The organism is Silicimonas algicola (genome assembly GCF_003148765.1).
Taxonomy (GTDB): domain Bacteria; phylum Pseudomonadota; class Alphaproteobacteria; order Rhodobacterales; family Rhodobacteraceae; genus Silicimonas; species Silicimonas algicola.
Map to the genome: position 1 here is coordinate 172553 of NZ_QGGV01000007.1, position 23065 is coordinate 195617.

Consider the following 23065-nt stretch of genomic DNA (forward strand, 5'->3'; position numbering starts at 1 on the left):
TCACTTTCATTTTGTCGATAATTCATGCGATCATATGGAGTATTGCTTGTCAACTCGGCAACGAGACTGGATGATCGCGCCATGGAGCAGATTTCGCCCCCCCTCACCTCCGACGATTCCGCACGCCCCATTTCTCCCGCTCCGGGCGAGACCCTGACCGAAGCGGCCTATTTCGCCATCCGGCGCGACATCATCTCGGGTGCCCTTGCCCCCGAGGAGCGACTGAGGATCGAAAGGTTGTCCCGGCTCTATGGCGTGGGGCCCACTCCTCTTCGCGAGGCGTTGCAGCGCCTCTGCGCGGCGGGCCTGGTCCATGCAAGCGGGAACAAGGGCTTCGCGGTCGCCCCCCTGAGCATGGACGAGTTCACGGACCTCACCATCGCCCGGGTGGCCATCGAGGAGCAGGCGCTGCGGCTGTCGATCGAGCACGGCGACGATGCCTGGGAGTCGCAGGTCGCGGCGACGGCCTACCAGCTCAACAAGAAGGACGTGGCGCTGATCGCGTCGGGAGAGGTCGCGCTGTCCGACTGGGAGGCCGCGAACAGCGCCTTCCACGCCGCCACGGTCGCCGCCTGCGGATCGCGCTGGCTGCTGACGTTGCGGGGCCGGCTGAACGAGCAGGTCGAGCGCTATCGTCTGGCATCGGTCGCGCTGCGGCGCGCCGACCGCGACCTTGTCCACGAACACGCCGACATTGCGACGGCGGTTCTGAACCGGGACGCGGATCGGGCCTCGGCGCTGATCGCGCAGCATTTCCGGAAGACGGCAACGCTGCTGGCCGGCGCCTGAAGTCCGCCCCTCAGCCGTCCGACGCCTTGGCTTCTTCGTCCGACACCTGGTCGATGGCCCAGGCGACGCTGAAGCCATGCAGCATCGTCGACATCAGGATGACGATGGCGACAAGCGACCAGAGCGGCGCCTCGTCGATGAACTCGATATGGCTGGCCGCATAACACAGGTAATAGATCGAACCGATGCCGCGCACCCCGTAGATCGAGACGATGGCCCGGTCGTTGCGGACAAGGTCGGTGCCCATAAGCGCTACCCAGCCGCAGAGCGGGCGGATGACAACGAGAAGCACCACCGCGATCAGGACGAGCGTCCAGGTCGCATCCATCAGCAGCGCCGGCAGGATCGATCCGAGCGCGACGAGAAGCCCGGCCGTCAGCGCGTGCTCGATGGTGTCCGAGAAATCGTGGAGACGGCGATGGAAGTCGTGATGCTCCTCGATCCGCCGAAGCGTCAGGCCCAGAACCGCGACGGCGATGAAGCCGTAGCCCTCGACGATCTCGGTCGAGCCGTAACAGAGGAACACACCGGCAAGCGCCACGATGCCGGACCCGGTCTCGGCGAGCGGTGCGCCGCCAGGAAGGCGGAACAGGACGAAGCCAAGTGCTCTTGCCCCCAGCCAGCCGGTCGCGACGCCGACGGCGATGCGGTAGACTACGTCGAGCGCCAGCCATTCGAGGACGAAGCTTTCGGCCGTCATCGCCCCCGCCGCTATCATCAGGCCGAGATAGACGAAGGGGAATGCAAGCCCGTCGTTCAGCGCCGCCTCGGTCGTCAGCGTGTAGCGCACCGGATGCTCGGAGCCCTCCTGGGGGGGCCCGACCTGAACGTCCAAGGCGAGAACGGGATCCGTCGGGGCGAGGACCGCACCGAGAAGGATGGCGCCTGCAAGCGTCATGCCGGCAAAGGCCCATCCGAGGAAGGCCACGGCGAAGATGGTCAGAGGCATGGTGATGGCGAGAAGGCGAATGGTCGGGATCCACCGTCGACCTGGCGTCAGAGAATCGATCCTGAGCCCCGTACCGAACAGCGCCACGATGACGGTCAGCTCGCTGGCCAGTTCCCACGGCGCCGGCGACTGGCGCGGGTCGGGCAGGATCGGAAAGGGCGCGAGCGCATAGCTGGCAGCCGCCCCGAAGAGGATCATCAGGGGTGCGGCCGCGGGCTCCCGGCGGGACACCAGTCTCGGCGTCCACAAGGCGAGGATGATGACGAGCCCCACGCACACGAGGGTGACGTGGTAGGCGCTGATCTCGAAGAAGGGCGTGTCTTCCATTGTCACTCAGATAGACCCCGGAAGACGCCCGTCCGCCAGTCCCCACGGAGGGTCTTCTTCGCTCCAGGTGGGACGGCGGTGCTGGGGGTCTTCTCGGAGGGCGGAAAGGAGGGTTCGACTCAGGTCTTCGCGCTCCTGTCATGGCGGCTGAGCGTGTCCCTCAGCGATACATAGGACACGGGCTTTTCGAGAAGCGCCAAGGCGCCGTGGTCCTCGGGAAGGTAGTCGAGTTCTCCCGAGACGACGATGGACGGAATGCCTTCGCCCGCCAGCCGCTTGACGAGGACCGGGCCGGTGCGTCCGTCTGCGAGATTGAGATCGACCAGCACGATGTCGGCTCGCATGGCTTGAGCGCGGTCGAAACAGATGTCGGACGTCGTGGCGGTGCCCACGGCCTCATGTCCCGCCTCTTCGACCATCTCGCGCAGGTCCATGGCGATCAGAGCGTTGTCCTCGCAGATCAGGACTCTCATCGTCCTGGCCCTTCGAGCGGTTCAAAGATGTGCGGAGCCGGGCCGTCGACCAAGATCTGAAAACGGTCGCTCTGCATCTCTATGACCGGTTCGCCCATCAGCAAGGAGCGCAAAGCGTTTCGGACGTAGGGGAGCCCGAAGCCTTCCGTGTATGAGCCAGTGTCCTTGGGTGCATGAGTTTCCGACCAGGAAAAGTGCGTTACACCGTCTCCGTCCGGGTCCGTGAAGGAAACCGAAAGGGTCCCGCCGTCGTGCAGGGCGCCGTGCTTCGACGAGTTGGTCGCGAGTTCGTGGATGCAGAGACCAAGCTGCTTCGCCTGGTCCCGGAGGATCCGCTTCTTTCCGCTGATAACTTCCACCTTCTCGTGACCGTGCAGGAAGGGGTTCAGCACCTGGCGCGTGATGGCGTCGAAGGGGGCAGACGAAATCTTCGAGCCGTCTCCGAAAATCGAGTGAACTGCTGCTAGGGCGTCAAGGCGCTTGAGGAAACCGTCAAACAGGTCGCCCTTGCCGTGGATCAGCGTCATCCGCCCCATGGCGGACAGCGTCGACAGGATGTTCTTGATGCGGTGGCTCGTCTCCCGCAGGGCGCTGTTGAGGTTTTCCTTCTGTCTCTCCCTTTCGGAGACGTCGAACCCCGAGGCGATCAGTTCGGTGACCCTCCCGTTCTCGTCGCGCAAAGGGGCGATCTGGAAATCCACGATGAGCCGTCTGTCACCCCGGACACGCACCTCGATGTCGAACCGGCTTGTCTCGCCTCGGGCCCCGCGCTCGACGACATCGCGCAACCTGGCTTGAAGGGCGGGATCGTGGCCGAACCAATATCCCTCCCAGAACCTTCGGTCGACGATATCGGTCAGCGAGATGCCGGCCGCGTCGAGAGCGTTCTTGCTGACATCCAGCGTCGCTCCGCCTGGCGACAAGATCGCTGCGAATGCCACCGTGGCATTGATGATGTCATGAGCACGCTTGTCGAGGTGCCAAGGCGCCTCAAGATTGTTGTCGACCATTGTTTGGCCTGACTTATTTGATGCAACTTGAGGGAAGGTAGCTGGGTCCGAAGCAAGGTAAAGTCTCGTTGCTGGACGTCAGCGGCTTTCCTCAGGCTCCCCGGTAAACCTATCCTTCCTCCGCCGAGACGGAGACGTCAGGCCGTCACCTGCTCGAAGTCGTCCAGGCGCCGTGTCGCGGCCACGGCGAAAATGAGGGCCGCCAGGCACATGGCGATCATCACCAGTACGGATGCGCCGAACGTGGTCTGCGCCAGGAATGCGACCGTCATCACCCCCCCCAGTCGTGCGAAGGTGATGTCGAGACTGGCCGAGATGGCGCTCATCCCCCGCGGCGCAAACTTGAGGACAAGCTGCGTCGACGGCGCATTGCTGCACGCCAGTCCGGTGCCGAGGAGAGCCGACGCCACGATGAGGCAGACCGCGCTATTGCACAGATAGGCCAGCGGAAATCCGGCCGCGACAAAAAGCGGAGCAGCAAGCATAATGCCTTTCAGGCGCGGTTCGTCGACCCAATTCCTGAGCAGCGTGCTCACAATGGAAAAACTCAACCACAGGATGGAGAGGTTGAGACCGATGCTGACCACCTGAACCTCCTGCTCGGCCAGCCACAGCGGCAACCGGAAGAGGTAGTAGGTGATCGCCCCATAGGTGCAGAAGACGTAGCCGAAAACGATCCAGAGCTCCGGGGCGCGCAGAAGACGGGTGTATCGCGGAATCGCGGGCGCAGAGGGCGACTGCGCGTCGGGCGGACGCGAGACGAGGACGATCGCCAGCGCGACGAGCGAGATGACGGCGAGGATGATGAACGCCAGGTTCCAGCGGTGACCGTTCAGCACGCTGCTGTAGAAGAACGGCGCGGCGGACGCGACATATCCTGCGACACTTCCCCATACGATCAGGACTTTGCCGGGCTGGCGTGGCGACGCCCGCGTCAGCAGGATGGGGATGAGAGGAGAGAATATGCCGCCCCCAAGCCCCTGCAGGGCGCGCGCGGCCGTGAGAGCTTCGTAGCTGCCCGCAAAGGCGACGAGCATCGAGCCGGTCGCGAAGAAAAGCACGCCAATGCCGAAGATTCGGTTGGCGTTGCCGACGTCCCCCAGCCATCCGCCGATCAGGACGCCGACGGCTACGGCGATCCCGTAAGAGTTGAACACCCACGCCATCTGGCTGAGCGAAAGCCCGAATTCATTCTGAATTTCCGGCAGCAATAGCGGAACAAGCGTCAGCTCCATCACGAAGGCGACGCTTACTGCAATCGGACCGATAATTGCCTTGGGGGTTGATACAGTCATCGAGCCAATGTGTTGGGTTCCGGCATGTGTGACGATATTGTTGGATATCGTCAATCGGGATCACCCCTTGGAGTCGATGGCCGAGAGGCTTGCCCTGATGGAGGAGACCTGATCCGCGTACTGAAGCGACTGCGGCTCGCGCGCCAGGGCGTTGGTCATGTCCTTGGCGCTCATCCAGATAAGGTGGTCTTCGTCGGTCACCTGCTTGTCCGGGCCGATCCACTTGCCCGGCTCACAGTGAGAATAGCCGTAGCGAAGGTGTGCCCCTTTTGCCGCCAACTGCTTCGGCACGAGCGCGAAGGCGTAATCGGGCGCCCAGCTCTTGACCATGATCTCGAACAGGATTCGCGACAGCAGCGTCGTGGCCCCCTGGCTGCGCGGTCCACCCAGGCCCCGCGCGGGAAGCCAGAACTCTCCATGATAGCAGACCCTGCCCGTAATCGTGGCAAGAGCATCGGGACCTGAGTAAAAGGTAAGGTCGGGATCGGGCGTCGTGTCGGGCGTGATATACTTGTGGCGGTGAACGTCGAGATGGTTACCGAGCGATACGCCCGTCAGATCGAGAAGCCGCACCGCCTGGGTATGGATCAGCTTGCCCGACTGATCGAAGCCGCAAATCCAGAAGCCGTTCGAGCCGTCGATGTAGGAACTGGCGACGTCGAACATGGGATACATCGGATTCCGGTCGGCCTGCGCGGTGCGATGGGCCCGGTAGGTCGAGAAGTCGTCGCCGACCTCGACACGCATGCCTGCGTCTTCGAGTTCGCGAAGGATGCGCGACACACACATGATCGTGTCGAAGAGATTGCGAGGCGACATTTCGGCTTCCTGAATCGGTCGTTTCCGTCGGCCAAGCTAACATCAAGAAGTCACATTTGTGCACGTTTTTTGCCGCATTCTTGAAATCGCGGTTTGGGAGTGTTGCACGGTCGCGAGGCATTGCCGGTGCCCGGATCAGATTGGAAGTGTATCCATGACCAATTCGTCCGAGAGGATCGGCCGATCCTCGTCCTTGAGTGCGTCGATCTCGACCTTGCTCGTGATGACGGCAAGCACGCTCAACCCAGGCGTGCCGTCCGGGAACACGCAGCCGAGGAGCAGACGCTGGAAGGTGACGGGCAAGGGATCGCTGCCGTCCCTCGGAAGATAAGCGTAGAGATGATCGAGGCGCACCCCGCCCTCTTCGTAGATGCGGGAGTAGGCGCCGGCGATGAACTCGTTGAATTCGTCTCCGACGTTGTCCTCGTTCAGGAGCTTGCCGATGGCGCTTCGGGACCAGGCCCAACCGAACCACCTCGCGTAGGCCGATTCCTGGCCCACCTCGACGAACACCCAGCCTGCGGGGCCCTTCCGGTAGAGCACGATGTAGGGACGGATCGCGTCCATTGCCTCGTGCTCGATCCGCGTCTCGGCCGTGCCCCAGGCGACGAGTGCCTTCTTGACGAGAGGCAGACCTTCCATCGCGATCTTCGAGACGGGGTGTTGCTGGGAGAAGAACTCCTTGCCGTCGCCGTCCACGTAGCGGCTGGACTCAAGGCCGCCGGAGAATTCCTTGCTCAGCGTGGATTGGCCCGACCAGGTATCGAGGTGCAGCAGAAGCGACTTGGCGCCCTCGAGCGACGCGGCGCCGTGCGCGGTCAGGCGATACTGGCGGTCGACCACCTCGAACAGGCGCTCGCCCTTGATGCTTTCCAGGTCGGTCAGGTGACGGCGCACGGTCTGCCGCGTCGCGCCCAACTCCTCGCATGTCTTCGAGAGGTTCAGGGTGCGACTCATGCATACGAAGGCACGCAGCATGGCGACGGTGACGTCAGCGTTATTCTTCGTCTGATACAAGACAACTCCGATGGGTTCGGTCACGCACGCAGGTCACTCGTCAACAACGAGCGCTGAGAGAGGTCGCAGGTGCACAAGATCAAGTGAAGGCAGAACCTTAGCCATTTTAAGAATATTGCTCTCTGTCTCCGGCAGACCACCGTCGTCGCGCAGCCCCGCCTCGGCCCGCATTTCCGCTGAAGACGGCGCCCCAAGACACCGATCCGCGCCAGGCCGGAAACTGAATGTTTCTAATGCGTGGGATTGAGCGTCATGGTGCCCGACCGCGGCCATCTTTTGGACAAGATGACCTTGAAAATTCGGGCGGCGAAGGACGCTGCCATGAACATTTCCAAGCTTCTCGATTCTTCCGTCATGCTCTCGGGTCCACCGCCGGGCTCGATCAATGTCCGCCTTGGGAAGAAGGTCGAAGGACCCGGTGGCAAATGGGTGCCCTGCGCGACCGAAGTCGCGTCGGGGGTCTATGTTTCCGCAGTTTTCGAGGTCGGTCCAGGGCGAAGACAGGTATGCGCGGCAGGTCACCCGGTCCGCAGTCCGGATGAAGCGCTGTCGCGCGCCGTCACGCTGGCGTGTACCGCCGCGGCGTAGAGCCTTCTCGTTCATCGCCCCTCTCGTTGCAGCCCTCGGGTACGCCCTTTGAGGCGGACGGCTGCCCACTGGATGATATTTCATCCAACGCGGTAAAATAAATCACCCCGTTACGTCAAATTTTTAGGGAATTGTTGTGAATCGCTGCCTGAAGCAAGGTCAGGCCGTTAGACGAGTGCTGTGGGTAACCTGACGTAACGAGTGTAGCTGTTCCGAGTTTGCCAAGAGACGACATTCGCGAGCTATTAAGATCGCGCCTGTCTGGACGTCGAGTGTGTGCGTGAGTAAGTGGGTTGCGAGTGACGGTTCGACAGAGTTTCCGTCGATTTCGATAATTACCTGAAGAAAATGCCGACAATGCACCTGCATTGTCGGCATAATTTTGGGCGGTGCGATTGCGCCTGCGCCGTGCAGTCCGGCCTACAGCTCCGGCCCGTGCCGTTGTCCGGCACCCGGCAAGACCTGCGCACTCTGCCGCCGGACGGGCGACGCGGCCGCCGCTTTGCGCTTGAATCCCCGATCGCGAGTTCGCAGGATGGCCGCATCAATCCGAGGCGTCTGCGCCCGGCCCGTCCGGATCCGAACAGGGTCCGGCACACCTTCAATCTGACTGTTACAAGACGCCGTTAAACGGCGCCCCACGGCACTTCGCACAATAGGGAGAAAGACATGCACAGACGAAATCTGATCGCCGCGGCGGTGGCGAGTTTCGCACTTCCCGCGCTTCCGGCGCTGGCCCAGACCGAGATCAGCTGGTGGCACGCGATGACCGGCGCGAACGCCGAGGTCGTCGAGAAGATCGCGAGCGACTTCAACGCAAGCCAGTCCGACTACAAGGTCACACCGTCCTTCAAGGGCACCTACCCCGAGACGCTGAATGCCGGCATCGCCGCTTTCCGCGCCGGCCAGGCACCCGACATCATGCAGGTGTTCGACGTCGGAACGGGCGTGATGATGGGGGCCGAAGGCGCGATGAAACCCGTCGCCGAGGTTCTCAGCGAGAACGGCTACGAGTTCGACAAGTCGCAGTACCTGCCAGGCATCGTCGCCTACTACTCGAAGCCGGACGGGACGATGCTGTCGTTCCCGTACAATTCGTCCTCGCCGATCACCTACATCAACAAGGACATCTTCGAAGCGGCGGGCCTCGACCCCAATGATCCGCCCGAGACCTGGAACGAGGTCTGGGAGATGGCGAAGACGATCAAGGAATCGGGTGCGGCACCCTGCGGCTATACCTCGACCTGGCTGACCTGGATTCACCTCGAGAACTTCGCGGCCTGGAACGACGTGCCCTATGCCACGTTCGAGAACGGTCTCGCGGAAGGGGGCGTGCCAGAACTGCAGTTGAACGCCCCCATCTTCGTGAACCACTTCCAAATGCTTGCCGACCTCGCCAAGGATGGCACCTTCAAGTACGGCGGCCGTACGTCCGAGGCGAAGCAGATCTTCCTCGCCGGCGAATGCGGCATCTTCACCGAATCGTCGGGTGGTCTGGGCGACATCGTGAAGTCGGGGATGAACTACGGCATCGCGCAGCTTCCCTACGACTCGGATGCCGGCGGACCGCAGAACACGATCCCTGGCGGCGCCTCGCTCTGGGTCTTCGGCGACAAGTCCGAGGAGACCTACAAGGGCGTTGCCGCCTTCTTCGACTACCTCTCGCAAACCGACGTGCAGACCTACCTGCACCAGACCTCGGGCTATCTCCCGGTGACGATGGAAGCCTATGAGGCCACCAAGTCGTCGACCTTCTACGACGAGAATCCGGGGCGCGAGACGCCGATCACGCAGATGATGGGCAAGGAGCCGACCGCCAACTCGAGGGGCGTCCGTCTGCCGAACCTGCCGCAGGTCCGCGACATCGCGAACGAGGAGTTCGAGAAGATGCTGGCCGGCGATCAGGACGCGCAGACGACGATGGACGCCATCGTCGAGCGCGGCAACGCTGCCATCAAGGAAGCCTATGGCAACATGTAAGGCTTTCCGGGCCGTCCTTCGGGGCGGCCCGGTCCCTGCCCCATGAACCGCGCGACCTTTCCCCATTTCTGGCTGCCCCTGCTGCTGATCGCGCCGCAACTCGCGATCAGCGCCATCTTCTTCTATTGGCCGGCGGTGCAGGCGCTCTACCAGTCGGTGCTGCGCGAGGATCCCTTCGGTCTCCGCTCGACGTTCGTGGGGCTCGCCAACTTCCGCAACGTGCTGGCCGACCCGGCGTACCTCAATGCCGCGCAGGTGACGGTCGTCTTCTCGCTGCTGACGGCCGGGTTCTCGATGGCCATCGCGCTCCTCCTAGCGGTACAGGCCGAGAAGGTCGTCCGTGGCCGCGGCTTCTATCGGACGCTCATGATCTGGCCCTACGCGGTAGCTCCCGCCATCGCGGGGATGCTGTGGCTCTTCATGTTCAATCCCTCGTTCGGCACGCTCGCCGCCATCCCGCGCGCGCTCGGCATCAGGTGGGATCCGCTGCTGAACAGCAGCCAGGCCATGGGCCTTGTCGTCGCGGCGGCGAGTTGGAAGCAGATCTCGTACAACTTTCTCTTCTTCGTCGCAGGGCTGCAGGCGATTCCGAAAAGCCTGATCGAGGCCTCGGCCATCGACGGCGCGGGCCCGGTGCGACGGTTCTGGACGATCGTCTTCCCGCTGCTTGCGCCGACGACCTTCTTCCTCCTCGTCGTCAACACCGTCTACGCGCTCTTCGACACCTTCGGCATCATCCACGCGGTAACGTCCGGCGGACCGGGCAAATCGACCGAGACGCTGGTCTACAAGGTCTACAACGACGGCTTCGTGAACCTGCTCCTTGGCTCCTCGGCCGCGCAATCGGTGATGCTGATGGTGCTGGTGATCTGCCTGACGGCGTTCCAGTTCAAGTACATCGAGAGGAAGGTGCACTATGGCTGAAGGTCTCGTCGGCACATCGCGGCGCAGCCTGACGCTGGCGCACGTTCTTCTGATCCTCGGCTGCGTGATCGTCGCCTTCCCGATCTACTACGTCACGGTCGCCTCGACCCATTCGCTGAGGACGATCCTGAACCCCCCGCTTCCGATGCTGCCGGGCCCCGAGACAATCGAGAACTACCGCGAGGCGGTGTCGGGCGGCATCAACCGGATTGGCGGCGTGGGCGTCGACCGGCTTCTGCTGAACACGACGATCGTGGCGCTCGGCATCGCCTTCGGGAAGATCGTCATCTCGATGGCGTCGGCCTATGCCATCGTCTTCTTCAGGTTCCCGCTGCGGATGGTGTGCTTCTGGCTGATCTTCATCACGCTGATGCTTCCCGTGGAGGTCAGGATCCTGCCGACCTACAAGGTCATGGTCGATCTCGGGCTGATCGATACCTACGCCGGGCTGATCCTGCCTCTCATCGCTTCCGCCACGGCGACGCTGCTGTTCCGGCAGTTCTTCATGACGATCCCGAACGAGTTGTTCGAGGCCGCCCGCGTCGACGGCGCGGGGCCCTGGCGGTTCTTCAAGGACATCCTCCTGCCATTGTCGGCCACGAACATCGCGGCGCTTTTCGTTATCCTCTTCATCTACGGCTGGACGCAGTACCTCTGGCCGCTTCTGGTCACGAACTCCAACTCGATGAACACCATCGTCATCGCGCTGAGGAAGATGATCTCGTTCGCGGATGCCGACACGCCCTGGGACCTTGTCATGGTGACCTGCGTCCTGGCGATCCTGCCGCCCGTGCTGATCGTCGTCCTGATGCAAAGGTGGTTCGTGAAGGGCCTCGTGGAGACGGAGAAGTAATGGCGACTCTCAGCCTCAATGACGTCCGCAAGAGCTACGGCAAGACCGAGGTCATCCACGGCGTCTCGATCGACGTCGAAGACGGTGAATTCGTGGTGATCGTCGGGCCGTCCGGCTGCGGCAAGTCCACGCTGTTGCGGATGGTGGCGGGGCTCGAGGAGATCACGAGGGGCACTATCGACATCGGCGGGCGCGAGGTGAACAAGCTGGAACCGCGCGAGCGCGACATCGCGATGGTGTTCCAGAACTATGCGCTCTACCCGCACATGTCGGTCTTCGACAACATGGCCTACGGGCTGCGCATCGCCGGGATAAAGGGCGACGACCTGAAGGCGCGCGTGGGCAAGGCCGCCGAGATGCTGGGCCTGACAACCCTTCTGGACCGCAAACCGCGTCAACTCTCGGGCGGACAGCGCCAGCGCGTCGCCATGGGCCGGGCGCTGGTGCGCGAACCCTCGGCGTTTCTCTTCGACGAACCGCTCTCGAACCTCGACGCCAAGCTGCGGGTTTCGATGCGTCTCCAGATAAAGGACCTTCAGCGCCGGGTGGCCACGACGTCGCTTTATGTCACCCACGACCAGGTCGAGGCGATGACGCTGGCCGACCGGCTGATCGTGATGAACAAGGGCGTGGCCGAGCAGATCGCGACGCCCATGGAGATTTACGACAATCCCGCCAACGTCTTCGTCGCGGGCTTCATCGGATCGCCCGCGATGAACTTCTTTCCGGCCCGGATCGAAGGCGGTCATCTGCATCTGGCCGACGGCAGCCAACTCCCTGCCCCCGCCGGCGTGAGTGAGGGAAGCGTGATCCTGGGCATAAGGCCCGAGCATCTCATGCCTGCCCCGCTCGACGCCGAGGGTAGCTTGAGCGTGCGGGTCCTCGCGGTCGAGACGCTCGGCGCCGACGCCTTCGTTCACGCCACGCTGGGTGACGGCGATGCGGATGCCATCGTGTTCCGCGTCCCCGGCCATGACCGTCCCGCCGAGGGCGAACGAGTGTCGTTGATGGTCGAACCGGGAAAGGCCCATGTCTTCGACGCGGCCACCGAACGGCGCATTGCCGAAGCGTGATCGCTGGCGGAGGCGATGACGGCGAGACCGTGACCCTACGTCCCGTGCCTCCAAATCCCTTAAGATAACGGCGCAGGCCACAGCACGACAGCTGGGCAATCCATGGCTTCATCGTCAGTAACAGGTCGACCGTAGCCAAGCCGAGTCAGTGACCCAACTCGGCTCCGACAGGAACCAGTCGTGACCGGCGTTGTTGGCCCTGCGAAAGCAGAAGGACCGACGGCATGGCTGTACACAGAGGCAATTCCGGATCGTCGCCGTGATATGCTGACGGAGGACGCGGACAGCACGGAACGCCCCCTCGTGCTCATCACCGGGGCGGCGGGCAGTCTCGGCTCGGCGCTGACGCGGCGATTGAGCGATGGCTATCGGGTGATTGGCCTCGATCTGGAAGAGGCCGACGGCATCGTGGCGTTCGACATAACCGACGGCTCATCAGTCGATAAAGCGCTTGACGAGATCCGCCGGACGCACGGCGACCGTCTTGCCGCCGTGATCCATCTGGCCGCCTTTTTCGACTTTTCCGGCGAGGAGAACCCGCTCTACGAGAAGGTCAACGTGGAGGGCACGCGTAACCTGCTGCGTGGATTGCAGCGCTTCCGGGTGGGGAGGTTCGTCTATTCCGGCACCATGCTGGTGCACCGCCCCGGCGCGCCAGGAATCCCGATCACCGAGGACACGCCCGTCGAGCCCGGCTGGGCCTATCCCGCCTCGAAGGCGCGGACCGAGGACGTGATCCGAGAGGAGCACGGGACGATCCCCTATGCGCTGCTGCACCTTGCGGGCCTCTACGACGAACAGACCGCGGTCCCGACGCTGGCCGAACAGATCCGGCGGATCTACGAACGCAACCCGAAGTCCCACGCCTATTCCGGCGACCTATCGACCGGCCAGTCCTTCCTGCACAAGGACGACATGCTGGAGGCCTTCGTGCGCACCGTCGACCGCCGGGCGGAGCTGCCCGAAGAGGTGACGATCCTGATCGGCGAACGCGAGGCCATGGGGTACGACGCGCTTCAGAGACGCATCGCCTCTCTGATCCACGGCACCGAGGACTGGAAGACGCTGTCGGTCCCGAAGCCGATCGCGGCGGCCGGGGCATGGCTCCAGCAGAAGGCGGAGCCAGTCGTGCCGGACGATTTCGACCAGGGCGAGGAACCCTTCATCAAGCCGTTCATGGTGCGCATGGCGGACGACCACTACGAGCTCGACATCTCGCGGGCCGAGGATCTCCTGGGTTGGACCCCGCGCCACAGCCTGCGCGAGGAGTTGCCCGCGATGATCGCCGCGCTCAAGTCCGATCCGGCGGGGTGGTACGACGCCAACGGGCTGACCAAGCCGCCGTGGCTGCAAGAGGCGGAGGACCGCGGCAATCCCGAAGACCTTCGGCTGCGGCACGAGACGGAGTTCCGGGCGGCCCACGCCCGGAACTTGTGGGCGCAGTTCCTCAACATCGGTCTTGGCGCATGGATGATCACCGCGCCCCTCCTTCTCGGTTACGCCGGACAGACCGGCATGACGATCAGCGATGTCGTCTCGGGCCTGCTGGTCATGGTGTTAAGCTTCCTGGCGCTGTCCTGGCGCGCGGCGCTCGTGCGGTGGGGCGTGGCGGCGGTGGCGGCATGGATCATGACGGCGCCCCTGGTCTTCTGGACCGAGAGCGCAGCCGCCTACCTGAACGGCACGCTGGCCGGGGCCGTGATCTTTGCTCTTGCGGTCTGCACCCGGCCCGCGCCGGGCGTGGGCACGATGGCTGCGACCACAGGACCCACAATCCCGCCGGGCTGGGACTATTCGCCATCCGACTGGACGCAGCGGATACCTGTCATCGCCCTCGCCTTCGTTGGTCTCTTCGTCTCGCGCTACCTGGCTGCGTACCAGCTGGGCCACGTCGACGGCGTGTGGGAGCCGTTCTTCGCCGGCAGTCCGGACGATCCGCGGTCCGGCACCGAGGAAATCATCACCTCGGACATATCGCGCGCCTGGCCTGTGCCGGATGCGGGACTGGGGGCGCTGACCTATCTTCTGGAGATCCTGATCGGGCTCGTCGGGTCATCCCGGCGGTGGCGGACGATGCCCTGGCTGGTGCTGATCTTCGGCATCATGATCGTGCCTCTCGGCGTGGTCTCGATCACCTTCATCGTGATCCAGCCCATCCTGCTGGGGACGTGGTGCACGCTGTGCCTCATCACCGCCGCAGCGATGCTGGTCCAGATTCCCTACGCGGTCGATGAGCTGATCGCGACCTGCCAGTTCGTTGGCCGCCGCAAGCGCGCCGGCGCTCCGATCCTGCGCGTCCTGCTGGCAGGCGACACGGACGACGGACCTGACGAGCGGGTCGACGAGAGCTTCGAGAGGCTGCCGGGCGTGGTCGTCCGCGATATGCTGGGCGGCGGCGTCAACGCGACCTGGGGTCTGGCCGCCGGCGCCGCGATCGGGATCTGGCTGATGTTCACGCGCCTTACCCTGGGGACCGAAGGCGCGCTCGCGAACACCGATCACCTGATCGGCGCCCTCGCGGTGACCATTGCCGTCGCCGCCATGGCAGAAAGCATCCGCGCGGCGAGGTTCCTCAACGTCTGCCTCGGCGCGGCACTGGTGATCTGCGCCTTCGTGATGGACGCCACCTGGCTGCAAAGCGGCGCCGACATCCTGGCCGGGCTGGCTCTGATGGTCGTGAGCCTGCCCCGCGGACCTGTCCGCAACAAGTACGGGAGTTGGTCCCGCGTGGTCGTGTGACCGGCTGGATCGGCACCCTGCCACTCTGGGCAAGTGCTGCCCTGTTTCTTGGCGCGGCAGTCGTAGTGTGGATCGCGGGGACGCGGCTGTCGCGGCTGGCCGACGCGATTGCCCGGCGGACCGGCATCGGCCAGGCCACGATCGGCGTGCTGCTTCTGGGCGGAGTCACCTCTCTGCCGGAAATCGCTGTCGCAGGCAGCGCCGCACTGGCGGGCAACGGGCCTCTCGCGGTCAACAACCTGCTGGGCGGCTTCACCATGCAGGTCGCGATCCTCGCGCTGGCCGACGCCATCTTTCGCCGTGGCGCCCTGACGCGCGCGGTGCCCGATCCGGTGGTCCTGCTTCAGGGATCGATGGGCGTCGTGCTGATGGCGATGGTGGTTGCCGCGGTCGCGGTCGGCGACGTGGCCGTCCTTGGCGCAGGGCTGTGGAGTTGGGCAATCTTCGCGGTCTTCCTCGTCGCGCTGCGCCTGCTGTCGCAAGCCGAGGGCGGTCTGGACTGGGAAGTGGTGGGCGAACCCCCGTCGGAAGACCTGCCCGATGTCGAGGCGCCGAACTACGGCACCACGACCCTGATCCTGCATACGGTCGGAGTGGCGGCGGCGATCTTCGCGGCCGGTTGGCTTCTGGCGTCGACCGCCGAAACGCTCGCCGAGGGCACGGGCCTCGGCCAGAGCTTCTTCGGCGCTGTCTTCGTCGCGGTGGCCACGTCGCTGCCCGAAGTCTCGACTGTGATCGCCGCGATGCGGCTCAAGCGGTATGTCATGGCCGTGTCGGACATCCTCGGCACCAACCTCTTCGACATCGCGCTGATCCTCCTGGTGGACCTCGCCTATGTCGGTCCCGCCGTCCTGGGCGAGATGGACCGCTTTTCGATCCTCGCCGGCGTCCTCGGGATCCTCGTCACCGCGATCTACATGGTGGGGCTCATAGAACGGCGGGACCCTGCCGTGGCAGGCGTCGGCTTCGATTCGATTGCCGTGGCCGTCGTCTACCTGAGCGGCATCGCCCTGCTTTTCACCTTGCGATGACAGAGGGTATCTGCCCGGTCGAAGGTGGCTTATCCGACGGCCTCGAGCATCAGCGTCGGCGAGATGCGCCCGGGCTGACAGGCACGCCGTTTCGCCACGCGTTTGTCCCCTTGCAGCGACGGCATATCCGCTCTCCGAAGCCTTCGCTCCAGAACGATGCACCGCATCGCAGGCATTGGCGCTCTCGGGGTCCGTCGATCACGCCCCTCGAGGCCGCGATGTCTTGCGCCGCACCCTTGGTGATGGCCTCGGTCGTCATCAGGTCTGTCCCGCCCCGTTGCGACTGCGCGAGGGCGACCGTGTCGCCGGTCTTGGAGGCATGCCTTCGTTCTCCGCGGCCCGGATCGAGGCATCGTCCCGCGCCCTTTGAGTGGTCGTCTTCGAAGTCGGCACCTTAAGATCGGGGTCTGGCGTCCCGCCTGCTGTGTAGAGATTTCGCAGATGTTCCTCGGACACGCCGTCGGCCTTCATCACCAGACGTACCATCTGGTCTGACAGCATTTCATCCAGGAAGAAATCGGACAGCGCCCTGCCCGTCAGTTTGTCCCTGGCGCGTGCATGGTCCAGATCGGCAAGGGAAATGGTCAATGTCCGCGCAAGCCCGGGATGCGATATCCGGGGATGAAGCGTCACGAGGACGGAGGCTTTCCAGGCTGCGGGATCCTGTCGATCCGAAGGTGAAGCCAGCTCCGTTTCGATCTCGTATTCTCCCGCCGGGAGCGTCTCGGCAAAGCTTGGAACGGTGAACGGTCGGGAAAACACGGCAACGGTCTTGCTCGTCAGATCTTCCATCGGCGTCATCCTCTCCGTTTCTGATTTATGTGGTCCGCGTCCGCGCGGGGAATGGCGTGCGTGGCTGTGCAAGTCTCAGGATGTCTTGGATTTCGCTGGCACTTCGTTGCCGGCGGCCCTGGATTCCTTCCCCTTGAGAGGGGTCTTCGCGCTCTCGACAGGCTTGCGCTTTATTGCGGCCACAGCCCTGGCAGTCAGGTCCCTGAAGTTCATGTCCACGATCCTTTGATTGGCCGGCGACAACTCAAGGTCCGTGTCGGACCCGGATGCTTGGCGTCGGCAGTACGTACATAGGCACTGGCGAGCCCATTTACGACGGAACGACGCGACGCAAGGCGTCAGTCAGGCCAATTCATCCGTCCAGACCTTGAATTCCGTCAAGGTGTTCTGCCCGAATGTCTGGGTCAAAGGGACATCGGCGGCATCTCGGCCGCGCGCGATCAGAATTCTCGCGAACCGCGGCTTGTTGTTCCGCGGGTCGAACACGTGCCATTCACCGGCAAGAAAGACCTCCATCCACGCCGCGAAGTCACCTTGCGGATGCGGCAGAGGCTCACCGATGTCGCTCAGATATCCGGTGCAGTAGCGGGCCGGAATGTTCATGCATCGGCACAAGGCGATGGCAAGATGGGCATAATCGCGGCAGACACCTTGGCGCTCGGCAAGGGTCTGCGAGGCGGTGCGCGTCGCCTTCGCCTGCATGTAGTCGAAGCGGACATGCCCCTGCACGAAATCGCAGATCGCCTGAACGCGTGACCATCCGGGATCGGTGATCTCGAAACGTCGCCACGCTTCCTCGGAAAGGAGGTCGGTATCGCAATACCGGCTTCCCTGCAGAAACACGAGCGTCTCGGCAGGCAGATCTTGAACCGCGTGCTGCCAGGCGCCTGGGGATGTGGGATCAGGCTGGCCCGTGTCGCGGAAGATTCCATCGGTCGACAGGCGGAAGTCGCCCGCCGGAGCCAGAAGGCGCGTACACCAGTTGCCGAAGCCGTCCCGGTAGCTTTCGAGCGGCACGCTCGGCGACGTGACGAGATAGTCGGCGCGCTCCAGATCGCCGAAGCGAGAATAGTGGACGTTCAGCAGCGCGATCAGCGGCGTCGGCTGCGGGAAGCTGTATTGCAGACGACATCCTATGCTGACGCGCAGGCCGGACACACGCCCGTGCACCGTCTTGCAGCTTTCACCTTCCAAGGATGCATGCCGCGCCGGAAAGCTGAAATCCAAGATCGCAGCTCCACTGGTTGCCGGATCGGTCGAGATAAGCATTCTCCGGCAGATCGATGACAACGCAGGCGCCGTTAAGCGGCTCGTATCCGCGCTCACAGCTCCAGCCCGGTCCATAGGAGGCCTGGTCAAGAAAGGCGTTGGCAGGCAAGATGATGGCGTCGCAACGGTCTTCGATCTTGACGAAGCCTCTCTCGCAAGCCCAAGCGGCGCCAAAATCCGAGTTGGTCAGGTAGGCGTTTGCTGGGACTGCAATTGGCAGGCAACTCCCCGCAAGAGCCGTATAGCCGCGGTCGCAGGTCCAACCCGTCCCCGAGCCTTCGTCTGTCAGATAGGCGAACTCGGGGACAGCGATAGGCACACATACGTCGCGCTCTTCCCGAAACCCGCGTTCGCACTGCCAGCCGTAGCCGGAAGACCGGAGGAAGGCATTATCGGGCACCGGGATGGGCGTGCAGGACGTTCCGTTCACGTCCTCATACCCGCGCGCGCAGTCCCAGCCTGTCCCATAGGCGCGCCCGGTGGGATAGGCATGCTCGGGGATATCGAGAGCCACGCATTCGGCGCCCTCTACCCGGAAACCGAGATCGCAGTCCCAGCCGCCGCCATAGCCGCGCGGCTGTGCGTTCTGCGGCGTCGGGCCGGTGCCATCCTGCGCCGAGACGGGAAAGGCCAAGAACGCGGCCACACCAGCGACAAACACCAGCTGAGAGAGTAGTCGTGCCATATGTCTCATTGGTTTATCGCCGCCTACGCGCCTTTCAGGATCGGTTGTATCTGACGGGGACGCAGGCAGAGTTTCTAGCTGCCCCACGGTCCGTTCCTGCCTGAGTGACGGGGCGCGGCATGTCGGTCCCTCGCTCAAAGCTCGAGGGCCGCGAGACAGGCTTGCGCGATGTCACGGTCCGGTGCATCGCTTCCGGGGACTGTCGCCCAGCCCGCCGCCATGACGGCATCGCGCTGCTGATATCTCGATGCGGCCCGGATCGTTTCCAGCTTCTCTGTCCGTGCCGGATCGGACCCGGCCATCTCGAGGCAAACCGGAACCATGGACGCCACGACATCGTTTCGTGACATCTTCATCGCCCTTTCATTCGCGGTTCCGCCGGTCACCCAGCCGCCCCACGTGAAACCGGCAAAACCGACCAGCACCGCGCCACAGAGCGCACCATAGATGCCGGGTTTGAGCCATTCGGGGGTGTTCATTTCGAGTCCTCCTGCAAAGAAATTGCCGTGTCGCTGTCGTCGATGTTCAGGTTCACGGCCGCATCCCGCTTCAGCGCCATGTTCAGGTCGCTGTCGGAAATCGCGTGCAACTCGGTGCGTCCCGAGTGTTTGCCCCTGCCGTTGACCGTCAGATAGGTCGCAGTCCGCCGCCAAGCCTCGAAAGTGAGCCCCAGAAGGAGTTCCTCCTCGACAACCACCTCGTAGTCGCCGGCCGGGAGTTCGCGAGAAATCCCTGGCAGGGAAAACGGGCTGGAGAAAGTTACCTTCGCTGTCGAAGACCGCATGGTCGTGTCAAAGCCTCCGCGATTAGGGCATGGCGTTCGTTCGTCCTCGTCGGAGAGGAGATCGTTGTCAGGCCAGTGCGGTTGACCGATTTCCTCTTGTAAGCCGATATCTCGCGCCGCGTGCTGACCCAGGTTAGCTACCTCCGCGGATCGTCATTCCACGGCGCCTGCCCTTGCTGCCCCAGGGACGCGGGACTGACCTGTGTAAGGGCGCCGGGCCAGAGACGCGAGTACGGTCGGCGACATCGGCTCGTGGTCCCCACGGCACGCTTCCCGGATTGCGTGCGTCGCGACGGCTGTCCCCTCGAGCTGACCCTAGATCATGGAGCATACTGCCAATGGCCGGACCCAGCGTTCTTTACCCGCACCCAAGAGAGTTCGAACGCTTTCTCTACGCCACCGTCGGCAAGGATCGGAACGGAACCGTCGTCACGGTATTCTCGATGCTTGCCCGGATCGGTCTCGATCCCTGGAATGAGACCGCCGAACTCGTCGCACTGGGCCGAGACGCGGCGGGCACAAGGCTTGGGCTTCTCTTGTCGAGGTTCCAGGACGTGCCCGCACTCGGGAACGCTCATGGGCAGGTTGGGCGGGAACTGAGCTTGCTGCTTCCGGAATCGTCGCGGCTCCGCTCTTTCGTCCCCTCAGGCTCGACAGCCAGCCAGAGCCGAGGGCTGTCCGGCGGAACGATCCTGACGGTCCTCGCGCTCGTCCTGGTCCTGATCCAGATCCTGGTCGCCGTCCTGCACGGCAGCGGCGGATAAGCCCGTCTGTCCGAGACTGGACTAACCTGAGTCAGTGCGAGGGGCATGGCACATCGCATAGGTGGACGTGAGGCCGCCGATATTTGGCGGCTCGAACATTCCGAGTACTCGAGAAGCGTGTGAGCCTGCGGCGCTCAAATCGTCCGCATGTTCACGCGCTTCTTATTCTCGGAACGTCCATGAAAGGACATTCCAAATGACTCCCGAACAGAACAAGACAGCCGACAAGATGAAGTCCGTCAAGGCAGCGTGGGACAAGGCGCCCACTGGCCCGAAGAAGGACGCGGCTTTGAAGCATTACCAGGCCGCCGAGAAGGCGCACACGGCGAAGAACGACGCCGACACGAACAAGGAACTCGATGCGGCGACCCACGCGCTTGCGTGACGCCCAGCGTCTGACCTGATCCACGGGGTCGCCTGGCGAGCAATCGAGGGCGGCCCTCTCAGGTCAGGAGCGGCCCGGTCTGATCCAGATATGCGGGATCGAAGTCTGCAAGAGCGACCAACCCGGCATAGTCGTGAAGCGTTACGTGGCCGTCGCGGAAGGTCACCAGACCCTGCTCGCGAAGCTGCCGCAAGACGCGGTTTACATGGACCGCACTCAACCCCAACGCATCGGCGAGGTGATACTGGGTCAGCGGGCAGCCGAACCCCTCCTTGCTGCCCATGCCGACCAGCGCCAGCCTCGCTCCCAGTTCCAGCAGGAAATGCGCCATGCGGGCAACTGCATCGCGCCGGCCGATCCCGACCAGATGCTCCACGACCATTGCTTCGTCCCTCGACGCAGCCCAGAGAATGGCCGTCGCCAGGCGGGGAGTCTGCGCGAACGCCTCGAGAAGATCGCTCGTCAGGACCTCGGCAGCCTGTACGTCTACTATCGGCTCGAAACTGTGGTCCGACGTGCGCAGGAGAACGCTCCGCAAACCCAAGAAGTCTCCCGGCACCTGAAAATCCACGATCTGCCGCGTCCCATCGGGCTGAAGCTTGTAGGAACAGACCCAACCAGCCGACAGGATGTAGGCGGCCTGCGCCGACTGACCCTGATGCACCATGTCGGAGCCCGCGGCAAAGGATCTGCGACGCTGGTGCAGCCGTTCGAGCGCACCCAATTCGATCTCCGACAAAGCGACGAAGGCTGAAAGCTTGCGGGTGAGAGGGCTGGTCTCGACTGGCTTCATAACCCTCCCGTCCAAATGAGGTCGTTGAGCAGAAATGGGATCCGAGACTGCTCTCGATCAGTCCAGCATAGGGCAATTCCTGCGAAAAGCACGGAGACATCAATTCGGCAGTTTGCCCCGCTACGGTACGATTGAAAGGAGACACCAGATGACCACGTCGAGTGAGCACGCAGGTTCCGCCGCCCTTTCGATCTGCGAGGCGCTCCTGCTTGCCATGAACGATCGTGGATTGCTGCCAGAGCACGAAATCCTGGGCATTCTCCGTGACGCAGCCTCTACTCATGAGAATGCCGTCGGCACCGAACTTGAAACGCTAAGGCATCACGCCGTCGCGGATCTGATCAACGCGATCATCGCCGGGGGAAACTCGGTGCGGCGCCCGTGAACGGCTGCGGCAATGCACAAGAGGCCATTTGCGCGCCGCTCCTCTCGCGCCCTTTGCCGAGATGGCTATTTATCACCATCGTCATTGCCCGCGTGCCATCTCTCCGTCATGGGTTCCCCGACCGTCATCAATAACAGCGTGATTACGGCTACGATCGCCGCGAGCCAAATCTCCCCCATTCCGCATACCAGTCCTATTGCGCCGGCACTCCAAATGCTTGCAGCGGATGCCGCCCCTCGAACGAAGTCTCCGTCCCGGAACATGGCACCGGCACCCAAGAAGCCTATTCCCGTGATGACCCCTTGGACGACCCGTGTCGGATCGATCCTGCCCTGCGGATCTGCGGTGTCGGTGAGCAATTCCATCGAAGCGATCAGCAATCCACATGCGGCGATGGAGACGATGACAAAGGGGCGAAAATCCACCGGCTTGCGTCGTAGGAAACGTTCGATGCCAAGCGCGAGTGGCAGAAGCGTCGCCGCAACGAGGCGGAAGATGACATCGAGCCAGCCGGTAAACTCGGGGCCGAATGCGTCGGGCAGCGCCGTCACGGATCTACCTTGGACATTGTAACCATCTCCTTCAGCGCACCTTAGAGGTCACGACGAAAATGCGGTCTCCATCGAACCGGAGCCCGTCGGGACCAATAGGACTGCCGTCCATGTGTTCCCGCCCGGATTGCGAGGGATTGTCCACCTGACCTGACCTAGTTCAGCGACCGAAATTCTCAAACCAGTCGGACGGAATTTGCGGCCATGGCGTTACCTGCACCAGAACTTCCGACCATTCGGCAACCTGCGCGCCAGACCCGCCGCGACCATGATCTCTCCAACGTCCCTGCCGCTGACGAAAAGCTTCGCAAGGGTTCTCCCTTCCTCATCCTCACCAGTCCTGTGCATGAAGAGGCCACCGCTGTTCAATATGTCGACCAGCCGATCGGCCGCTCTTCTTCCAAGCTCGGCCTCTGCGCTACCGCCGCAAAGCGCGCCGCTTGTGCGGGGAACCTCGTATCCCTGAAAACGAAAAGCTTCGCTTCGCAGCCAAACGGTCTGCCCGTCTTCCACGCAGGTCACAGGCTTCCGATTTCCGCAATGATCGATGGCGTGTGCGGGTGTCGAGATCATGGCGGCGCACAGCACCAGGTAGTGTCGTCCTTTCAGCACTTTAGGTAACCCCAACGAGCACGAGGAAGTACGCGATCCCGCCCGTGAGGTAGTGCTGGGAGCATTTCTGTCGACACCTGTGTCAGGGATGACCTTCCACGCCCTGTCCAAGCAGAGAAGAAGTTTGGCGGCTGGCGGCATTCCGGTCTCCCGACCCCGTTTCCGAACAGCTACGCAT

Annotated in this window: 25 protein-coding genes; 11 read left to right on the forward strand and 14 right to left on the reverse strand. The window is 63.3% G+C overall.

What is annotated here, in order from left to right; genetic code table 11:
* The first annotated feature begins 81 nt into the window (after nucleotides 1-81).
* Complete coding sequence (locus C8D95_RS15440; RefSeq protein WP_109760089.1) at nucleotides 82-789, forward strand: GntR family transcriptional regulator; 708 nt, start codon at nucleotides 82-84, stop codon at nucleotides 787-789.
* Between the two features lie 10 nt (nucleotides 790-799).
* Here the strand turns inward: C8D95_RS15440 and C8D95_RS15445 are convergent, their stop codons facing one another.
* The 6 genes from C8D95_RS15445 to C8D95_RS15470 all read right to left on the reverse strand — a co-directional run bounded on the left by C8D95_RS15445 (nucleotide 800) and on the right by C8D95_RS15470 (nucleotide 6640).
* On the reverse strand, nucleotides 800-2065 hold the full coding sequence (locus tag C8D95_RS15445; protein WP_109760090.1) for a cation:proton antiporter: 1266 nt from the start codon (nucleotides 2063-2065) through the stop codon (nucleotides 800-802).
* A 119-nt stretch (nucleotides 2066-2184) separates the two neighbouring features.
* Nucleotides 2185-2538, reverse strand: a complete 354-nt coding sequence (locus C8D95_RS15450) for a response regulator (RefSeq protein WP_109760091.1) — start codon at nucleotides 2536-2538, stop codon at nucleotides 2185-2187.
* On the reverse strand, nucleotides 2535-3548 hold the full coding sequence (locus tag C8D95_RS15455; RefSeq protein WP_109760092.1) for a sensor histidine kinase: 1014 nt from the start codon (nucleotides 3546-3548) through the stop codon (nucleotides 2535-2537). The genes C8D95_RS15450 and C8D95_RS15455 overlap by 4 nt, the downstream gene beginning before the upstream one ends.
* A 137-nt stretch (nucleotides 3549-3685) precedes the next feature.
* Nucleotides 3686-4783 carry an MFS transporter gene (locus tag C8D95_RS15460; RefSeq protein ID WP_164721608.1) on the reverse strand — a complete coding sequence of 366 codons (1098 nt, stop codon included), beginning with the start codon at nucleotides 4781-4783 and terminating at the stop codon, nucleotides 3686-3688.
* 120 nt (nucleotides 4784-4903) lie between these two features.
* Nucleotides 4904-5662, reverse strand: a complete 759-nt coding sequence (locus C8D95_RS15465; RefSeq protein WP_241239836.1) for a hypothetical protein — start codon at nucleotides 5660-5662, stop codon at nucleotides 4904-4906.
* A gap of 135 nt (nucleotides 5663-5797) precedes the next feature.
* Nucleotides 5798-6640 carry a helix-turn-helix domain-containing protein gene (locus C8D95_RS15470; protein ID WP_282957639.1) on the reverse strand — a complete coding sequence of 281 codons (843 nt, stop codon included), beginning with the start codon at nucleotides 6638-6640 and terminating at the stop codon, nucleotides 5798-5800.
* Between the two features lie 291 nt (nucleotides 6641-6931).
* Here C8D95_RS15470 and C8D95_RS15475 point away from each other — a divergent pair, with 291 nt between their 5' ends.
* The 7 genes from C8D95_RS15475 to C8D95_RS15505 all read left to right on the forward strand — a co-directional run bounded on the left by C8D95_RS15475 (nucleotide 6932) and on the right by C8D95_RS15505 (nucleotide 15867).
* A complete protein-coding gene (locus tag C8D95_RS15475; protein ID WP_249033327.1) occupies nucleotides 6932-7267 on the forward strand; it encodes a hypothetical protein in 336 nt (111 codons plus the stop codon).
* A gap of 669 nt (nucleotides 7268-7936) precedes the next feature.
* The gene (gene ugpB / locus C8D95_RS15480) at nucleotides 7937-9247 is read left to right on the forward strand and encodes a sn-glycerol-3-phosphate ABC transporter substrate-binding protein UgpB (RefSeq protein WP_109760095.1); all 1311 of its coding nucleotides are present in this window, start codon (nucleotides 7937-7939) and stop codon (nucleotides 9245-9247) included.
* A gap of 42 nt (nucleotides 9248-9289) precedes the next feature.
* Nucleotides 9290-10171: a sn-glycerol-3-phosphate ABC transporter permease UgpA gene (gene ugpA, locus C8D95_RS15485; RefSeq protein ID WP_109760096.1), complete on the forward strand. Its 882-nt coding sequence runs from the start codon at nucleotides 9290-9292 to the stop codon at nucleotides 10169-10171.
* Entirely contained in the window at nucleotides 10164-11024 is an 861-nt protein-coding gene (gene ugpE / locus C8D95_RS15490; RefSeq protein ID WP_109760097.1) for a sn-glycerol-3-phosphate ABC transporter permease UgpE, read from the forward strand. Before ugpA ends, ugpE begins: the two co-directional genes overlap by 8 nt.
* Complete coding sequence (locus C8D95_RS15495) at nucleotides 11024-12097, forward strand: sn-glycerol-3-phosphate import ATP-binding protein UgpC (protein ID WP_109760098.1); 1074 nt, start codon at nucleotides 11024-11026, stop codon at nucleotides 12095-12097. Before ugpE ends, C8D95_RS15495 begins: the two co-directional genes overlap by 1 nt.
* 264 nt (nucleotides 12098-12361) lie before the next feature.
* On the forward strand, nucleotides 12362-14836 hold the full coding sequence (locus C8D95_RS15500; protein ID WP_109760099.1) for a vitamin K epoxide reductase family protein: 2475 nt from the start codon (nucleotides 12362-12364) through the stop codon (nucleotides 14834-14836).
* The gene (locus C8D95_RS15505) at nucleotides 14833-15867 is read left to right on the forward strand and encodes a sodium:calcium antiporter (protein ID WP_109760100.1); all 1035 of its coding nucleotides are present in this window, start codon (nucleotides 14833-14835) and stop codon (nucleotides 15865-15867) included. Before C8D95_RS15500 ends, C8D95_RS15505 begins: the two co-directional genes overlap by 4 nt.
* 258 nt (nucleotides 15868-16125) lie before the next feature.
* Here the strand turns inward: C8D95_RS15505 and C8D95_RS15510 are convergent, their stop codons facing one another.
* The 5 genes from C8D95_RS15510 to C8D95_RS15530 form a co-directional block, all read right to left on the reverse strand.
* The gene (locus C8D95_RS15510; RefSeq protein ID WP_109760101.1) at nucleotides 16126-16659 is read right to left on the reverse strand and encodes a hypothetical protein; all 534 of its coding nucleotides are present in this window, start codon (nucleotides 16657-16659) and stop codon (nucleotides 16126-16128) included.
* 342 nt (nucleotides 16660-17001) lie between these two features.
* A complete protein-coding gene (locus C8D95_RS15515) occupies nucleotides 17002-17754 on the reverse strand; it encodes a transglutaminase-like domain-containing protein (protein WP_206508501.1) in 753 nt (250 codons plus the stop codon).
* Nucleotides 17755-17842: 88 nt separating this feature from the next.
* Nucleotides 17843-18613, reverse strand: a complete 771-nt coding sequence (locus tag C8D95_RS15520; protein WP_126918534.1) for a hypothetical protein — start codon at nucleotides 18611-18613, stop codon at nucleotides 17843-17845.
* Nucleotides 18614-18747: 134 nt separating this feature from the next.
* Nucleotides 18748-19092, reverse strand: coding sequence for a hypothetical protein (locus C8D95_RS15525; protein ID WP_109760104.1), 345 nt, complete (start codon nucleotides 19090-19092; stop codon nucleotides 18748-18750).
* Nucleotides 19089-19397 (reverse strand): hypothetical protein, encoded by a 309-nt coding sequence (locus C8D95_RS15530; RefSeq protein ID WP_109760105.1) that lies wholly within the window; start codon nucleotides 19395-19397, stop codon nucleotides 19089-19091. Before C8D95_RS15530 ends, C8D95_RS15525 begins: the two co-directional genes overlap by 4 nt.
* 338 nt (nucleotides 19398-19735) lie before the next feature.
* Between C8D95_RS15530 and C8D95_RS15535 the strand changes: the two genes are divergently transcribed.
* Together C8D95_RS15535 and C8D95_RS15540 are read left to right on the forward strand one after the other, a co-directional pair.
* On the forward strand, nucleotides 19736-20161 hold the full coding sequence (locus C8D95_RS15535; RefSeq protein ID WP_109760106.1) for a hypothetical protein: 426 nt from the start codon (nucleotides 19736-19738) through the stop codon (nucleotides 20159-20161).
* 196 nt (nucleotides 20162-20357) lie between these two features.
* Nucleotides 20358-20546, forward strand: coding sequence for a hypothetical protein (locus tag C8D95_RS15540; protein WP_109760107.1), 189 nt, complete (start codon nucleotides 20358-20360; stop codon nucleotides 20544-20546).
* Between the two features lie 58 nt (nucleotides 20547-20604).
* Here C8D95_RS15540 and C8D95_RS15545 read toward each other — a convergent pair whose 3' ends face one another.
* Nucleotides 20605-21339, reverse strand: a complete 735-nt coding sequence (locus C8D95_RS15545; protein ID WP_109760108.1) for a Crp/Fnr family transcriptional regulator — start codon at nucleotides 21337-21339, stop codon at nucleotides 20605-20607.
* A 148-nt stretch (nucleotides 21340-21487) separates the two neighbouring features.
* Between C8D95_RS15545 and C8D95_RS15550 the strand changes: the two genes are divergently transcribed.
* Entirely contained in the window at nucleotides 21488-21724 is a 237-nt protein-coding gene (locus tag C8D95_RS15550) for a hypothetical protein (RefSeq protein ID WP_109760109.1), read from the forward strand.
* Between the two features lie 65 nt (nucleotides 21725-21789).
* On the opposite strand, the gene C8D95_RS15555 is transcribed toward C8D95_RS15550, so the two are convergent.
* The gene (locus C8D95_RS15555; protein ID WP_206508453.1) at nucleotides 21790-22275 is read right to left on the reverse strand and encodes an MgtC/SapB family protein; all 486 of its coding nucleotides are present in this window, start codon (nucleotides 22273-22275) and stop codon (nucleotides 21790-21792) included.
* A gap of 210 nt (nucleotides 22276-22485) precedes the next feature.
* Entirely contained in the window at nucleotides 22486-23028 is a 543-nt protein-coding gene (locus tag C8D95_RS22980; RefSeq protein WP_109760110.1) for a thermonuclease family protein, read from the reverse strand.
* Between the last annotated feature and the right edge of the window lie 37 nt (nucleotides 23029-23065).

Excerpts from the sequence above, each read along its gene's own strand:
- C8D95_RS15495 (WP_109760098.1), top strand. The coding sequence starts at position 11,024 with ATGGCGACTCTCAGCCTCAATGACGTCCGCAAGAGCTACGGCAAGACC.
- C8D95_RS22980 (WP_109760110.1), bottom strand. The coding sequence starts at position 23,028 with ATGCCGCCAGCCGCCAAACTTCTTCTCTGCTTGGACAGGGCGTGGAAG.
- ugpB (WP_109760095.1), top strand. The coding sequence starts at position 7,937 with ATGCACAGACGAAATCTGATCGCCGCGGCGGTGGCGAGTTTCGCACTT.
- C8D95_RS15475 (WP_249033327.1), top strand. The coding sequence starts at position 6,932 with ATGGTGCCCGACCGCGGCCATCTTTTGGACAAGATGACCTTGAAAATT.
- C8D95_RS15510 (WP_109760101.1), bottom strand. The coding sequence starts at position 16,659 with ATGGAAGATCTGACGAGCAAGACCGTTGCCGTGTTTTCCCGACCGTTC.
- C8D95_RS15500 (WP_109760099.1), top strand. The coding sequence starts at position 12,362 with ATGCTGACGGAGGACGCGGACAGCACGGAACGCCCCCTCGTGCTCATC.
- C8D95_RS15450 (WP_109760091.1), bottom strand. The coding sequence starts at position 2,538 with ATGAGAGTCCTGATCTGCGAGGACAACGCTCTGATCGCCATGGACCTG.
- C8D95_RS15470 (WP_282957639.1), bottom strand. The coding sequence starts at position 6,640 with ATGCTGCGTGCCTTCGTATGCATGAGTCGCACCCTGAACCTCTCGAAG.
- ugpA (WP_109760096.1), top strand. The coding sequence starts at position 9,290 with ATGAACCGCGCGACCTTTCCCCATTTCTGGCTGCCCCTGCTGCTGATC.
- ugpE (WP_109760097.1), top strand. The coding sequence starts at position 10,164 with ATGGCTGAAGGTCTCGTCGGCACATCGCGGCGCAGCCTGACGCTGGCG.
- C8D95_RS15445 (WP_109760090.1), bottom strand. The coding sequence starts at position 2,065 with ATGGAAGACACGCCCTTCTTCGAGATCAGCGCCTACCACGTCACCCTC.
- C8D95_RS15440 (WP_109760089.1), top strand. The coding sequence starts at position 82 with ATGGAGCAGATTTCGCCCCCCCTCACCTCCGACGATTCCGCACGCCCC.
- C8D95_RS15525 (WP_109760104.1), bottom strand. The coding sequence starts at position 19,092 with ATGAACACCCCCGAATGGCTCAAACCCGGCATCTATGGTGCGCTCTGT.
- C8D95_RS15545 (WP_109760108.1), bottom strand. The coding sequence starts at position 21,339 with ATGAAGCCAGTCGAGACCAGCCCTCTCACCCGCAAGCTTTCAGCCTTC.
- C8D95_RS15550 (WP_109760109.1), top strand. The coding sequence starts at position 21,488 with ATGACCACGTCGAGTGAGCACGCAGGTTCCGCCGCCCTTTCGATCTGC.
- C8D95_RS15455 (WP_109760092.1), bottom strand. The coding sequence starts at position 3,548 with ATGGTCGACAACAATCTTGAGGCGCCTTGGCACCTCGACAAGCGTGCT.
- C8D95_RS15540 (WP_109760107.1), top strand. The coding sequence starts at position 20,358 with ATGACTCCCGAACAGAACAAGACAGCCGACAAGATGAAGTCCGTCAAG.
- C8D95_RS15465 (WP_241239836.1), bottom strand. The coding sequence starts at position 5,662 with ATGTCGCCTCGCAATCTCTTCGACACGATCATGTGTGTGTCGCGCATC.
- C8D95_RS15530 (WP_109760105.1), bottom strand. The coding sequence starts at position 19,397 with ATGCGGTCTTCGACAGCGAAGGTAACTTTCTCCAGCCCGTTTTCCCTG.
- C8D95_RS15520 (WP_126918534.1), bottom strand. The coding sequence starts at position 18,613 with ATGGCACGACTACTCTCTCAGCTGGTGTTTGTCGCTGGTGTGGCCGCG.
- C8D95_RS15460 (WP_164721608.1), bottom strand. The coding sequence starts at position 4,783 with ATGGAGCTGACGCTTGTTCCGCTATTGCTGCCGGAAATTCAGAATGAA.
- C8D95_RS15535 (WP_109760106.1), top strand. The coding sequence starts at position 19,736 with ATGGCCGGACCCAGCGTTCTTTACCCGCACCCAAGAGAGTTCGAACGC.